General features: G+C 36.8%; 10 protein-coding genes. 2 read left to right on the forward strand and 8 right to left on the reverse strand.

Annotation, left to right across the window (positions count from 1 at the left end; translation table 11 throughout):
• Positions 1-681 (forward strand): transposase (locus NJT12_RS15460; RefSeq protein WP_271336818.1); only part of this gene is annotated, 681 nt, incomplete at its 5' end.
• A gap of 231 nt (positions 682-912) precedes the next feature.
• On the opposite strand, the gene NJT12_RS15465 is transcribed toward NJT12_RS15460, so the two are convergent.
• From NJT12_RS15465 to NJT12_RS15480, 4 genes are all read right to left on the reverse strand, one after another.
• Positions 913-2,418, reverse strand: a complete 1,506-nt coding sequence (locus NJT12_RS15465) for a TolC family protein (RefSeq protein ID WP_271336819.1) — start codon at positions 2,416-2,418, stop codon at positions 913-915.
• 9 nt (positions 2,419-2,427) lie between these two features.
• Positions 2,428-5,541: an efflux RND transporter permease subunit gene (locus NJT12_RS15470; protein ID WP_271336820.1), complete on the reverse strand. Its 3,114-nt coding sequence runs from the start codon at positions 5,539-5,541 to the stop codon at positions 2,428-2,430.
• A 25-nt stretch (positions 5,542-5,566) separates the two neighbouring features.
• Entirely contained in the window at positions 5,567-6,673 is a 1,107-nt protein-coding gene (locus NJT12_RS15475) for an efflux RND transporter periplasmic adaptor subunit (RefSeq protein ID WP_271336821.1), read from the reverse strand.
• A gap of 226 nt (positions 6,674-6,899) precedes the next feature.
• On the reverse strand, positions 6,900-7,262 hold the full coding sequence (locus tag NJT12_RS15480; protein WP_271336822.1) for a hypothetical protein: 363 nt from the start codon (positions 7,260-7,262) through the stop codon (positions 6,900-6,902).
• Between the two features lie 423 nt (positions 7,263-7,685).
• Here NJT12_RS15480 and NJT12_RS15485 point away from each other — a divergent pair, with 423 nt between their 5' ends.
• Positions 7,686-8,714, forward strand: a complete 1,029-nt coding sequence (locus NJT12_RS15485; protein ID WP_271336823.1) for a rod shape-determining protein — start codon at positions 7,686-7,688, stop codon at positions 8,712-8,714.
• Between the two features lie 147 nt (positions 8,715-8,861).
• On the opposite strand, the gene NJT12_RS15490 is transcribed toward NJT12_RS15485, so the two are convergent.
• The 4 genes from NJT12_RS15490 to NJT12_RS15505 are packed head-to-tail and all read right to left on the reverse strand — an operon-like array spanning position 8,862 to position 13,872.
• A complete protein-coding gene (locus NJT12_RS15490; RefSeq protein WP_271336824.1) occupies positions 8,862-9,038 on the reverse strand; it encodes a hypothetical protein in 177 nt (58 codons plus the stop codon).
• On the reverse strand, positions 9,020-9,439 hold the full coding sequence (locus NJT12_RS15495; protein ID WP_271336825.1) for a hypothetical protein: 420 nt from the start codon (positions 9,437-9,439) through the stop codon (positions 9,020-9,022). The genes NJT12_RS15490 and NJT12_RS15495 overlap by 19 nt, the downstream gene beginning before the upstream one ends.
• A 15-nt stretch (positions 9,440-9,454) precedes the next feature.
• Complete coding sequence (locus NJT12_RS15500) at positions 9,455-10,747, reverse strand: TolC family protein (protein WP_271336826.1); 1,293 nt, start codon at positions 10,745-10,747, stop codon at positions 9,455-9,457.
• Positions 10,744-13,872 carry an efflux RND transporter permease subunit gene (locus NJT12_RS15505; protein WP_271336827.1) on the reverse strand — a complete coding sequence of 1,043 codons (3,129 nt, stop codon included), beginning with the start codon at positions 13,870-13,872 and terminating at the stop codon, positions 10,744-10,746. Before NJT12_RS15505 ends, NJT12_RS15500 begins: the two co-directional genes overlap by 4 nt.
• Between the last annotated feature and the right edge of the window lie 114 nt (positions 13,873-13,986).

Below are 13,986 nucleotides of genomic sequence, written 5' to 3' on the forward strand. Positions count from 1 at the left end.
AATTTTCACAAAGATCAAAAAATGATTAGTGAAGATTTGGCTTTGGGTAATATTCTTCAAGAACACATAAGTAATAAAAAAGATATTGCGGTTTTTGATCGAGGAATGAAGGAAAGAAAAACAATGGTTGAGCTCTCCAATAAGGATAAATATTTTGTTACTCGAATTTACAAATCATCTAAGTATGAAATAGAAAAAGGCAGTAAAGTTATACCGTTGGATTTTGAAGATGAAACTATTAAGTTGATAAAACACAGTAAAGTTTATCTTTATGCCAATCAAAAAAAGACTAAAATAGTTTTTAGATTAGTAGAAGGGATATTGAAATCTGATGGAGAAAAAATATTATTTTTAAGCAACTTGCCCGAAGAAGAATTTACGGCAGATCAAATAGCAAAAATTTACAAAAAGCGCTGGGATATTGAGCGTTTCTTTAGATTTATAAAACAAGAACTTAATTTTAAACACTATTTTTCAAGACAATGGAATGGAATTCAAGTAATGATATATATTATTCTAATTGCATCCATTTTACTTTTGAGTTACATAAAACTCAATGGCTTAAAAGGATATAAGATCCCCAAAATTTCATTTTGTAATCAATTACAAAATGAAATCATTCAACAAGTAGTAATACATTGTGGTGGGGATCCTAGTAAATTAGAAACATTCAATACATGAAAGAAAGTTCCTTACACTCTTGGTTTTGAACTTTGACAAAGATGATCATACTCTCAATTTTTGTCATTTCCGAAGAAGCGATTCCACTAGTATTTCCGTTTGGATATGAACCAATATTTTTCGGTTTTCCTGTAAAAAAACAAAAAGAGGAACTCTCAGGGTATTGAGAGTTCCTCTTTTATAACTTCAAATTTAATTAAAAAAAAGTGCTTTTGAAGCAATCTTAATCGTTTAATTTATTCCTCCTCCTAAAGCTTTGTACAGTAAAACCTGCGAGTCGGCATTCTTTAATTGTATCTCAACAAAATCAAGTTCAGCCTGAAGTTTGTTTTTCTGGGCACTAATTATTTCGAGATAATTGGCGGAACCGCTCAAATACAAATCATTTGAAACATTTACTGCTATTTCAAGATGTTCGATCTCTTTTGATTTATGCGCTAATACATTCTGAAATGCTTCTGTTCGATGCAACAAAGCACTTAGTTCATTATAAGCAATTGTGATCGTATTTTGATACTGAAGAAATGTAATCTGCTGTTTTTTGTTAGCGATAAAAAACTCTTGTTTGATTTGTCCTTTGTTAAAAATTGGTGCAGAAAGACCTCCAAGCATTTGCCAGGCGAGCGATTTGGGTTCAAAAAAGGTAGAAAAAGAAAAAGAGTTAAGTCCGCCGTAAGCTCCAAGATTCAGACTTGGGAAAAAAGCAGCACGCGCCGCTTTGGCATCTGCATTTGTGGCCGATAATTCAAAATAAGCTTCAGACACATCAGGCCTGTTATGGATGATGGAATCTACACTAATTTTTTGATTTAATACTTCGAGATGTCCTGATAAAAAATCAGTACTTCTTTCGATAGTACCGCCATATTCTCCCAGAAGGTTCAATAAAGCTTTTTCAGTCTGGTCTATGCTCAGGTACAATTGATCAGCTTCGGCAAGGATATTATTATTTTGCGCATTAAATTGCTGTACGGCTAATTCTGTTGCTTTACCAACTGATCTTTGGGCCGAAATAATATCAAGGGCGTGTTGCTGGGTGACTAGGTTTTTTTTATAAATAATCGCCTGCTTATCGAGCGCAACAAGTTTATAGTAAAGCTCTGCAATGTCTGTTAAGAGTTTGGTTTGCAATAACCTCATTCCTTCTTTTGATGCAAAATACCTCTGACGTGCTGCTTTTTTGCGGTTGCTTAATTTTCCCCATATATCCGCTTCCCAGGATACTTTTCCTGCCAGAAATAAGTTTGGGGTTACATCTGTGGCAATCCTTTGTTTATCGGTTATATTTTGCGAAAGATTGGTATCAAAATTTCCTACGCCATCCATTGTATATTTACCATAACGTGTTCCTGACAAATCTGCCTGAATGTCAAATGAAGGTAATAAAGCAAGTTTAGCCACTTTTAGATGTGAATTGGCAATTGCTATTCTTTCCTGCATGATGAGATAGTCAGGATTTTGAGCAACGGCTTTATCGAGTAATTTTTTTAATTTGGGATCTTTAAAATAGGTATCTGTTTTTAAAGGAATAAAGGCTTCAAGACTGTCTGCTGTTTTTTTATTTTTGGCATCAAAGTTTGCAGGCAGTGCTTTTGCCTTTTGCTGTTCTGCCACTTTAGGGGCAGAACAGGCTAATAAAAGCATGAAGGATGTTAGTATTAAAAAATAATTTAAGTTCTCTTTAGTACGTACCAAAGGTCTTATCATTGTGAGGGATCTATTGATTGAATTTTTCATTGTTTATGTTTATTTTTTCATAGCTTTTTCCATTTTAGCAAACAGGATATAAAGTCCCGGGATAATAATAAGCCCAAAAACAGTTCCTATGAACATTCCTCCGGCTGCGGCGGTACCAATAGAACGGTTACCAATTGCACCTGCTCCTGAAGCGATACACAAAGGAATAAGCCCGGAGATAAAAGCAAATGAAGTCATTAAAATAGGTCTGAAACGAAGTCTCGCGCCTTCTATTGCAGCCTCAGTAATGCCTTGACCTTCTTTGTTCTGAGCCATTGCAAACTCAACAATAAGAATTGCATTTTTGGCCAGCAGTCCTATAAGCATTACCAGTGCGACCTGAGCATAAATATTATTGTCTAATCCCACGATGACAAGGGCGAGATAAGAACCAAAAACACCCACAGGAAGAGATAAAAGTACAGGAAACGGAAGTAATAAACTTTCGTATTGGGCGGCAAGCAATAAGTAGACAAAAAGCAGACACAATGCAAAAATGTATATGGTCTGGTTTCCTGACAGAATTTCTTCGCGTGTCATACCGGACCATTCGAGTTCGAACTTATTTGGGAGTTTTTCTGCGGCAAGTTTCTCAACAGCTGCAATGGCATCTCCTGAGCTATAACCTGCAGCCGGTTCACCATTAATCATGGCAGACATGTACATATTATAACGAGTAAGCACTTCAGGACCATAAACGCGTTCGAGTTTTACGAAGGTCGAGAACGGAACCATTTCTCCGGAATCATTTTTAAGATACATGTCCAGGATACTTTCGGGATTTTTTCGAAACTGAGGACTCGCTTGCACCATTACTTTATACATTTGAGAAAAACGGATAAAGTTTGTCGCATAAAAGGAACCTAACATAGTTTGTAAAGTTGACATGGCATTGTCTACAGAAATTCCTTTTTTGGCGGCCTGATCATAATCAATATGTATGAGATATTGAGGAAAAGTGGCATCAAAACTTGTAAATGAGTTTTGTATTTCCGGAGACGCATTTAATTCTTTTATAAAGTTTCTCGTTACCTCATCTGTGTTACTGATTGGACCACCTGATTTATCAAGCAAACGCAATTCAAAACCACTGGTATTACCAAATCCGGGAACTGTAGGAGGGGCAAAAACCTCGATCTGCGCATCAGAAATTCCTTTTGTTTTCTGGGTTAGTTTGGTAATGAATTCATTTACAGATATATTTCTGTCACTCCAGTCTTTCAGGTTGATCATTCCCATACCATAAGAAGCTCCTGCAATTTCTGTTACAATGCTGTAACCGGCAAGTGTTGTGACATTATCTACACCTTCGATTTCTTTTGCAATACGTGTTACCTCATCAAGTACTTTTTCTGTACGTTCTACTGTTGCGCCTTGCGGAGTAGTAACATTCACATAGACCATTCCCTGATCTTCTGACGGGATAAATCCTGAAGGCAAAAATACAGATGTTCCCCAGGTAAGCGCGCAGAATAAAACCAAAAGACCTATGGTTATAGAACTGCGATCTGCAAATTTTGAAAGTACTCTGATGTATTGTGAAGTGATTTTGTCGAACCATTTATTAAATCGGGCAAAGAAACGATCCAATAGAGACGTTTTCGGTTTATTAGGATCATGCGGCCTAAGCATTATGGCACATAAAGCAGGGGTAAGAGTAAGGGCATTAATACCAGAAATTACAATACTAATCGCCATTGTCAGCGAAAATTGCCTATAGAAAACCCCAACTGGACCGCTCAGGAAAGCTACAGGTATAAATACGGCAGCCATAACAATTGTAATTGCAATAACAGCACCCGTGATTTCTTTCATGGCGCTTATGGTGGCCGGCAACGGATCCATATGTTCTTCGGTAATTTTAACGTGAACGGCTTCAACTACCACGATGGCATTGTCGACGACGATTCCTATCGATAGTACCAAGGCAAAAAGTGTCAAAAGGTTGATAGAAAATCCCATCATTGACATAAAAGTAAAAGAACCAATTAATGCCACAGGTACGGCCAATACGGGAATAAGCGTAGAACGCCAGTCTTGCAGGAATATAAAAACCACAAAGGCTACAAGAATAAAAGCTTCTATAAGTGTTTTTAAAACTTCGTCGATAGAAGCGTCAAGAAAACGGGATACATCATAAGCAATATTATAATTCATTCCCGGAGGAAAAGAAGTTCCTTTTAGTTCTGCCATTTTCGCTTTTACGCTTGCAATTACTTCAGAGGCATTAGAGCCCGGGCGCTGTTTTAGCATGATCGAAGCAGAAGGTTTTCCGTCAGTTTTTGAAACCATTCCGTAACTCATAGATCCTAATTCGATCTTTGAGATATCTTTTAATTTTAAAACCGTACCATCTGAATTTGCTCTAAGTGGTATTTCTTCATACTGTTTTGGCTCATAGAATTTTCCGCCATATTTGATTACATATTGCAGCTGACTGTCCAATTGTCCTGATCCTTCACCCACTTTACCGGGAGCAGCAGAGATGTTTTGCTTTTGCAGTGAACTTATAACTTCATTTGCAGAGATATTATACGAAAGCATTTTTTGAGGATCAAGCCATACCCTCATCGAGTACTCTTTTTGTCCCATTATTTCGGCACGTCCTACACCATCAATACGCTTTAGTTCCTGAAGAATGTTGATATCTGTGAAATTAAAAATAAACTGTTCGTCCTGAATGTCATCCGTACTGGTAATATTCAGGTACATCAACATACTGTTTACTTCTTTTTCTGTAGTTACTCCGGCCCGAATCACTTCTTCGGGAAGTTCATCGAGTATGGTCGTTACCCTGTTTTGTACGTTTACCGCAGCCAGATCAGGATCAGTTCCTACTTCAAAAAACACCTGTATAAGGGTGAGACCATCATTTGATGTTACAGTAGACATATACGTCATTCCCGGCACACCGTTTATGGCGCGCTCTAGAGGTAATGCAACGGCATTGACGGATACTTCGGCATTGGCTCCGGTATATTTTGCTGTTACGGTTACTGACGGGGGAACAATATCCGGAAATTGTGTTATAGGCAATTGGAACAAGGCTAATATTCCGAGGAGAACTATCATAACCGAAATGATTAATGATAATATTTTTCTCCTGATAAATAACTCTATCATTTTATATCTTTTTAATTGTAATTAATTACAAGCTTACGCTTTGCATTTGTTTCATGTTTATTTTGTCGCCGTCTCTTAGTGATTGTGTTCCTTCCTGAACAATAAGGTCATCTTTTTTCAAACCTTTGTTTAGAATGTAGACATCATCAAGAGTGCTTGCAATGGTTATATTGGTCATCTTTACGATGCCTTCTTTGTTGACAACGAAGACAAATTGCTTGTCCTGAATAGAAAAAACAGCTTTGTGAGGTATTAAAACAACATTAGTTCTTGGTTCTGAAATAATTAAATTTCCGGATGTTCCGTGTTTTATAAATCCTTGTGGATTACTGAATTTAGCTTTGTATTGAATAGAACCGGTTTGTCTGTCAATATCTCCATCGGCAGTTTTCAGTTCTCCTTTATGATCGTATACTTTTCCGTTTGGCAATACCAGTTTGATATCTCCATTGGTATTAAGGCTTTTGTCTGCCATCATTTCGAAATAAGTATTTTCAGGGATAGAGAAATAGGCATATACATCGTCTAGCTGCGAAAGTGTTGTAAGGAGCGAACCGTTTTCGACAAGACTTCCTTCCTTAAACGGAATACGGTCTATTGTTCCTTCGAAAGGAGCACGTATTGTAGTAAAACTTATTTGCTGATTGATCGATTTTTTTTCTGCGGCAGCATGAGCCACTTTAGCTGATGCGGCATCGTGTTTTGCTTTGGATAATTCTAATTCCTGACTCACAATTACTTTTTTATTGTACAGCGTTTGTGCCTGTTCAAGTTCTACAGTTGCAATTCGAAGATCGGCCATTGTGTTTTTATACACTGCCTGAGCTTTTAGAAGCTGTATTTGGAGTTCTGCGTCGCTGATTTTAAAAAGAAGTTGCCCTTTTTTTACTTTTTGACCTTCGCTGATAAAAACTTTATCCAGCAATCCCGGTATGCGCACATGGATTTCGACATTGTTTTTTGCATGAACATCAGCAACAAACTTGTTTGAAACTATAGTGTCTGTTAAGGTAATTTTATATACTGGCAGTGTTTTTATATTGTCGGAATCTTTTTTTGTTTTATCCCCGCAAGAGATTAGAACTAAGAATGATAAACTGTACAAGAGACTTTGATTTTTACTAATGATCATAATTGATTTTTAAAATTTTATATAAATATATCGCCTCCCTTATAATGATTTACAGGGAGTCGTAGTGAACTGAATTTTGAAAATGGAAAGCGCGCCGGATGCTGCCTTTACAGGCAGTACGGTTCTTGAAAACTATTTTTAGAGCTTATATATTCTTTAAAAATAAAGAACATAAAATGCCATTACAGAAAGGATTCTATAGCTAAAAACAGGAAATAATAAAATTCTAGAAAAGTTGATACAGATGGAGGTGGGTGTGTTGCTGACACTGGTATATTGAGGTAATACCGTAGATCAGACCATTTTTTAAGATCTTAAACTGAACTAACTTGTTGTTGTAAAAGTTTTTTAAGATGCAGCTTACTGAGCTTCCATTACGATTTTTAAGGTTTTTCTTTACTACAAAATGAATGTCCAGATCGCTGGATAATGAGATTGTAGAAGATTCTACCTGAGGAATATCAGAAGCCATAAAAAGATCCTGTGACTGATTGTAATGCAGTTCAGAAGGATATTGATAATATTCTATGCAGCCAACAAATGTAAGCACGAATACTAAAATAAGAGATATGAACTTAAGATGTTTCATAGTTGAACGGGCATTCTTTGCTTTTGGATATCTAAATAGATGTGCTTATAGGTAATATGGCGCCAAATATAGTAATTTGGGAATTGAATGTTTATTAAATTTTCTTTAAAAAATCACAATTAGAAAGATGATAATATTAAATTAACTTATTTATAGCATCTTAACGTTTTCTTTAATTTTGATAGTTTTCTCTTTTTATAGTCCAATTTTTTAGTTCATAGGATAATTTTTTATTTTTTATTGGTTCTCTATATTTTAGGCTTCAAATTTTATGCAGTACAATTTTGTTTGGCAGGCAAGTATATGTAGGAATTTTAATTTTCTAATATGTTAAAGAATATCTTAAATATAATATTGTGTGCCTGTATTTTATAATACAGAGAATAAAACAGTTATAATGACGTTCTTAAACAAAACGATATTATGGGTTTATTTGATTTTATGATGGCGGAGATAGCGATGGATTTGGGTACTGCTAACACTTTAATAATATATGACGGAAAGATAGTAGTAGACAGCCCTTCGATCGTCGCAAGAGATATTAGAAACGGAAAAATTATTGCGGTAGGCAAAGAGGCAAGTTTAATGCAGGGAAAAACGCATGAAAATATAAAAACAATCCGACCGCTTAAAGATGGGGTTATTGCAGATTTTGATGCTTCGGAGAAAATGATCAGCTGGTTTATAAAAAACATACCTGAATTAAAGAAGAACTTTTTTACTCCCGCATTGCGAATGGTAGTCTGTATTCCAAGTGGTATTACTGAGGTAGAAATGAGAGCCGTAAAGGAATCGTGCGAACGGGTAAACGGGAAAGAAGTCTTTTTAATTCATGAACCTATGGCGGCTGCGATTGGGATTGGTCTGGATGTAATGCTGCCTAAAGGAAATCTTATTGTTGATATTGGCGGGGGAACTACAGAAATTGCAGTGATTGCGCTTGGCGGAATAATTTGCGATAAGTCGATAAAAATTGCAGGTGATGTTTTTACTAATGATATTTTGTATTACATGAGAACGCAGCACAATTTGTATATTGGAGATGCTTCTGCAGAGATGATAAAGATTCAGGTTGGTTCTGCAATGGAAGAACTGGAACACGCCCCTGATGACATGACGGTTCGCGGAAGGGATTTGCTTACCGGAAAACCTAAAGAGATTAAGATTACTTACAGAGAAATTGCAAGAGCGCTGGATAAGTCAATACAAAGAATTGAAGATGCTATTATGGTAACGCTTTCTTTGACGCCACCGGAATTATCAGCGGATATTTATAATACGGGATTGTATCTCGCAGGCGGAGGAGCAATGTTACGAGGCCTTGACAAAAGATTATCACAAAAAACAGATTTACCGGTTTATATTGCCGAAGATCCTTTAAGGGCTGTAGTTGTTGGTACTGGAATTGTCCTGAAAAATATAGCGAAGTATAAAAGTGTACTGATAAAATAAATGCAAGTGTATGAGTTTTAAAAAAAACACTGCCTGCATATAAATTGAACACGAATTTCAAGAATTTTCACAAACTGGGTTAATCCACAGTAAATTAGTGATAATTAGTGAAATTCGTGTTTAATTTATACTCATTGGCAAAAGCAATCAATTATCCTTAAACCTGTATCCGAGTGTAACAGAGAAGCTTTCATTATAAATTTTCCATTGTTGTTGGGTATCGGCATTTTCTAGTATGGGGACAAAGCCGCGAATAAATCTTCCTCCAATAGTGATTCCGTTTGATAATTCATAATTAATACCAGTTACAAATCCGGCATCCATTTTCTGGCTGTAATTTTCTGAAGCTGTGCCATTGCCATAAATAGATTTCCTCTGTAATAAAAAGTGGGGCTAACGGGAAAGATATCAATATACTGACGTTTAAATTTGCTTGAAAACTCAGGATTTATCCCATCATCAATTTTGATTGTCATCAATTGCCGACTATAGAATAGTTCATGTTTTAAACCAAAATATTTGGATGTTTTATTATCGATTGTAATTCCTATAATCTGTCCTGTTATACTTTTTTGAGAACCATTACTGGATAAATTATCTATATTTTTCCCCGTCAAAGAAGTTCGGTTAATACCGCCACTTATTCCAAAAGTTAACCCTTCTTGTTGCGCGCTGATTTTTAGTATAAAAAAGAGCATAAAGCAGATTGTATATGTGTTTTTCATTATTTCTATATTTTTCTAAAAATTAATATCCCAAATTCCAGCTGTTTTTTCGAGTTCAACCAGTGCAGCAGCATAATTGTAGAGAGTTTCATAATAATTAAGTTGTGTTTCATTATAAGTTCGTTGGGCATTTAAAACTTCGAGTAAACTGGTTTCTCCACGTTTGTAACTGTATATTTTTCCATCAAGGAGGCGTTGCGCATCGGCCAGTAAGCCGGTATTAAATTGTCGGACTTGTTTTTGTGTAGTGAGATAATTTAACCATGCCTTTCGAACTTCTGTCTGAATCTGCAATTCAGTTTGTTGGTACAAAATCTCGGCTTGTTGTACCGTATATTCGGCTGCTTTTAATTCTCCTTTATTCCGATTAGAAAATTTAAGAGGAATAGAAATACCGGCAGAAACTGCATTCGTAGATGGAGTAGGAGCTACAACATTAGTAACTACAGAAGTACTTTCAACACCCATATTTACGCCGAGGTCCAGCATTCTGTTTGCTTTAGTTAGTTTTAAAACATCCTGCGATACGTTTTTGTTTTTAAGTGCTGCCAATAGATCAGTTCGATTGTTTTTGGCAGAAATAATAAGCTCGTTCAAATTAAATAAGCGATCAAAATTTGTTAAATCCCCAATGGGAGAATACAGCGTGTCTGCTTTTTGATTCCCCGTCAAAGTAGCAAGTTCGAGTAAAGCAGTTTTCCAATCCGCTTCACTTTGGTACACATCATTAAGCATAGTATGGGCTTCGAGTTTACTTTGGCGCGCATCTATTTCGGCTATACTTCCCAACTTAAATCGAATACTATCTGCTACAGCAATGTTTTTAAGAATAGTATAGGAGTTTAATTGCACCTTGAATATTTCTTTTTGTTTTAAGCTGGTTAAGTATTCTAAAGTAGCATCGGCACGCAGGTTACGAAAATAATCTTCCAGTAAAGCTTTGGTCAGTTCGTTGGTACTTTTTGCAACGTTTATTCGGGCTTTGCGTTTTCCGCCCAGTTCTAATGTCCAAGTTATTTCAGTGGAAAAGCCATAACCCATTTGCATTCTTCGCTGCCCGTTATCACTAGCGCCTATGGCCAGTTCAGGATCAGGGAATACTTTTGAGGCCTCGATATTCGCTTCGGCAATATTGACATTAAATTTTTCGGCAGCATATCCTAAATTGTTTTTATTTACTAAGGATAAGAACTCGGGATAATTCATTTTTACTCGTATAAATGTGGTGTCAATCTGAGCATTTGACACAGTCGAAATAGTGAGTAATACCGAAAGTATCACCCATTTGGTTTTTATATTTTTAATCATAATATATTATTTTTCTGATTGTCGATTTTATTTTCTAATACTTCGTTTTCCTGACCAAATTTCTTCTCGATGAGGTAATAAAGAGCGGGTAAAACAAATAGTGTCAGGATTGTAGAGAATAATAATCCGTATACAATTACGGTTGCCAAAGGTCTTTGTACATCACTGCCGATGCCTGTTGCTAATGATGCAGGTAATAATCCTAATACGGCAACAGTTGCTGTCATCAATACGGGACGAAAGCGTTGTTTTGCTCCATTTGTTACGGCGATGAGTAAAGCCATTCCGTTTTTTCGAAGCTGATTGATGTGTGAAATCATAATAACCCCATTTTGGATTGCAACGCCAAACAAAGCAATAAAACCAACTGCCGATGATACATTAAGGGTCATACCTCGAATATTAAGTGCTAACATTCCGCCAAATAATGCCAAAGGAACAATACTCATTAGCAATCCTGCCTGACGAAATTTCCCAAAAGCCCCATACAATAACACAAACATTAAGGCAAGTGCCAGCGGTACAATAACTGCCAGATGACTGTAAGCCCGTTCCTGATTTTCAAATTGTCCGCCCCATTTTATTTTATAGTGTTCGTGATCATATTTTACATTCTTTTCGATTTTATCTTGTGCTTCGCTGAGGAAAGAACTTAAATCGGCACCTCTTAAGTTCACCCGAACCGTAAGATGACGTTTGTTCATTTCTCTGGCAATAGTACTTTCTCCTGTATTGAGTTTGATATCGCATACCTGAGATAACGGAATTTTAATACCCTCGGAATTCGTCAACATCAGGTTTCCAATTTTTTCAGGAGTGTTCCGGCTTTCTTCATTGTAGCGTGTGATGATATCGTAGACTTTATTGCCTACAAAAATCTGAGAAACCGCTTTTCCGCCCATTGCTACTTCTATTAATTCTGATACATCGTCTACATTCAATCCGTATTGTGCGATTTTCTGGCGATCGGCAATAACTTGTATTTGCGGTAAAGGAGGTTCCTGATCGATAGCAAGGTCAACGGCCCCTTTTACACTTTCCAGCGTTTTGATGACATCTTCGGCAATTCGACGGGTTTCTTTATAATCTTCCCCGTATATTTTTACCACCAATTCGCTGTGTGCTCCGGAGATTTTATCCATTACACCATCAATCATAGGTTGCGAGAAACCAACATTGTATCCTGGCATAGCCGCATATTCAGCAGCAAGCTCTTTGATTAAATCTGCTTTGGTTTTACCTGATTTCCATTCCCTATAAGGTTTTAATCCAATACTGCATTCGAAATGAGAAGGTGTCCAGGCATCAGTTCCATCATCATTGCGTCCTGATTGTACCATCATATAAGTCACTTCTTCATGTTTTAAAGTCCTATGACGAAGTGTATCACTCATTTCTTTTGATTTCTCTAAAGTTATCCCCGGTGGCAACGAAACCTGTAACCAGACGGAACCTTCATCGAGTGGCGGTAAAAAATCTTTTCCTACCATTACGGTAAGAATAAAGGCAAGAGTCAGTACTGCAATCAAAGGAGCAAAAACTTTTTTTGGAGCCTGCATTATTTTTAAAATTCCGTTGTGATAAGAAACGGTAAGTTTATCCAGCCATTTATTATGATACATTTTTTGTGGCTTACGATAGATAAAATAAGCCAGTCCCGGAATTAGTAGTAATGCAGCCAATAAAGCACCAAAAAGGGCGTAGCCAACGGTAAATGCCATGGGTGTAAATAACTTTTTCTCTACCCGCTCAAAAGCAAACAATGGCAGGTAAGCTGTTATGATAATCAAGGTGGCAAAAAAGATAGGCCGCGCAACGCTTTTTACACTAAAGGCTACGCTTTTTTCGGTGAGTTCTTCCTTTTCATTGTCTTCCCGTTTTTTCAGGATGGTTTCCATCATTACAATAGCTCCATCTACAATAATTCCAAAGTCAATAGCTCCAAGTGAAAGCAAGTTGGCGGGAATATTGGTAAGTTTCATAAGGATAAAAGCAATTAAAAGCGAAATAGGGATTGTAATTGCAACTAATAATGCACCTCTCCAGCTGCCTAGAAAAATAATTAATACGATGATTACCAAAGCCATTCCTTCTAATAAAGTATGAGAAACGGTGGTAAGTGTAGTATCTACTAAATCAGTTCTGTCTAAAAAGGCATGAATCTGAACCCCTTCAGGAAGATAATTTTTGTTTAAATCATCAACAGCTTCGTTTACACCTTTCAGCACTACTGATGGATTTTGGTTTTTTAGCAAAAGCACAATCCCTTCGATATTATCCGAATAATCTGCACCACGTTTGTCTGTATATCCCAAGGCGCCTTTACGCTCCAGATTGCCGTATTTTAATTTCCCCAGATCATTTAAATAAACAGGAACACCATTTACTGATTTTACTACAATACGACCGATATCGTCCAGATTTTTTACTAAACCAATTCCGCGTACTACATACGACTGATCACCACGATCGATGACACTTCCGCCAACATTGGCATTGTTTTTTTCGATAGTTTCCGTTATTTCACTTAGCGATAAACCGTATTGTTCTATTTTTCGAGGATCCAATTCAATTTGATATTGAGTTGTGATCCCTCCAAAATTAGTAACATCGGCAATGCCTGAAACCTGTTTTATTCTTGGAATAATAGTATATTCTTGTAACTCGCTTAATTCACGTAAGTCATGGCTTTTACTTTCAATGATGTAACGATATATTTCTCCTGTAGGAGAGGTAAGCGGGTCTAAACCAGGCTTTGCTCCATAAGGTAATTCGACATCGTTCAAACGTTCCTGAATTCTGGTTCGGGCGAAGTAATCCTCGATTCCATCATCAAAAACGATAGTTACCATAGATAGGCCAAAAGTGCTTTTGCTTCGCATCACATGCATGCCCGGTAAACCATTTATAGCGCGTTCTATTGGAATCGTGATTTGTTGTTCTATCTCTTCCGCAGCTAAACCCGGGACCTGTGTGACTACTTGCGAGGTTACATCGCCAATATCCGGGTAAGCTTCTACAGAGAGCTTTGTCCAGGAATAGTAGCCAAATAGGGATAGAAGTAAAAACAAAGCCAGAATGAGCCAGCGTTTTGCTATTGTTGTTTCAAATATATTTTTTTTCATACGAGTGTTTGTTAAGTTGCTAAGGTTCTAAGTTGTTGATTTGCTGAGTTGCTAAGTTTTTGAGACTGTGACTGAGCACTGAACACTGAGCACTGCGACTGAATACTTTTTAGT

This window comes from Flavobacterium azizsancarii (assembly GCF_027980145.1).
Classification (GTDB): Bacteria; Bacteroidota; Bacteroidia; order Flavobacteriales; family Flavobacteriaceae; genus Flavobacterium; species Flavobacterium azizsancarii.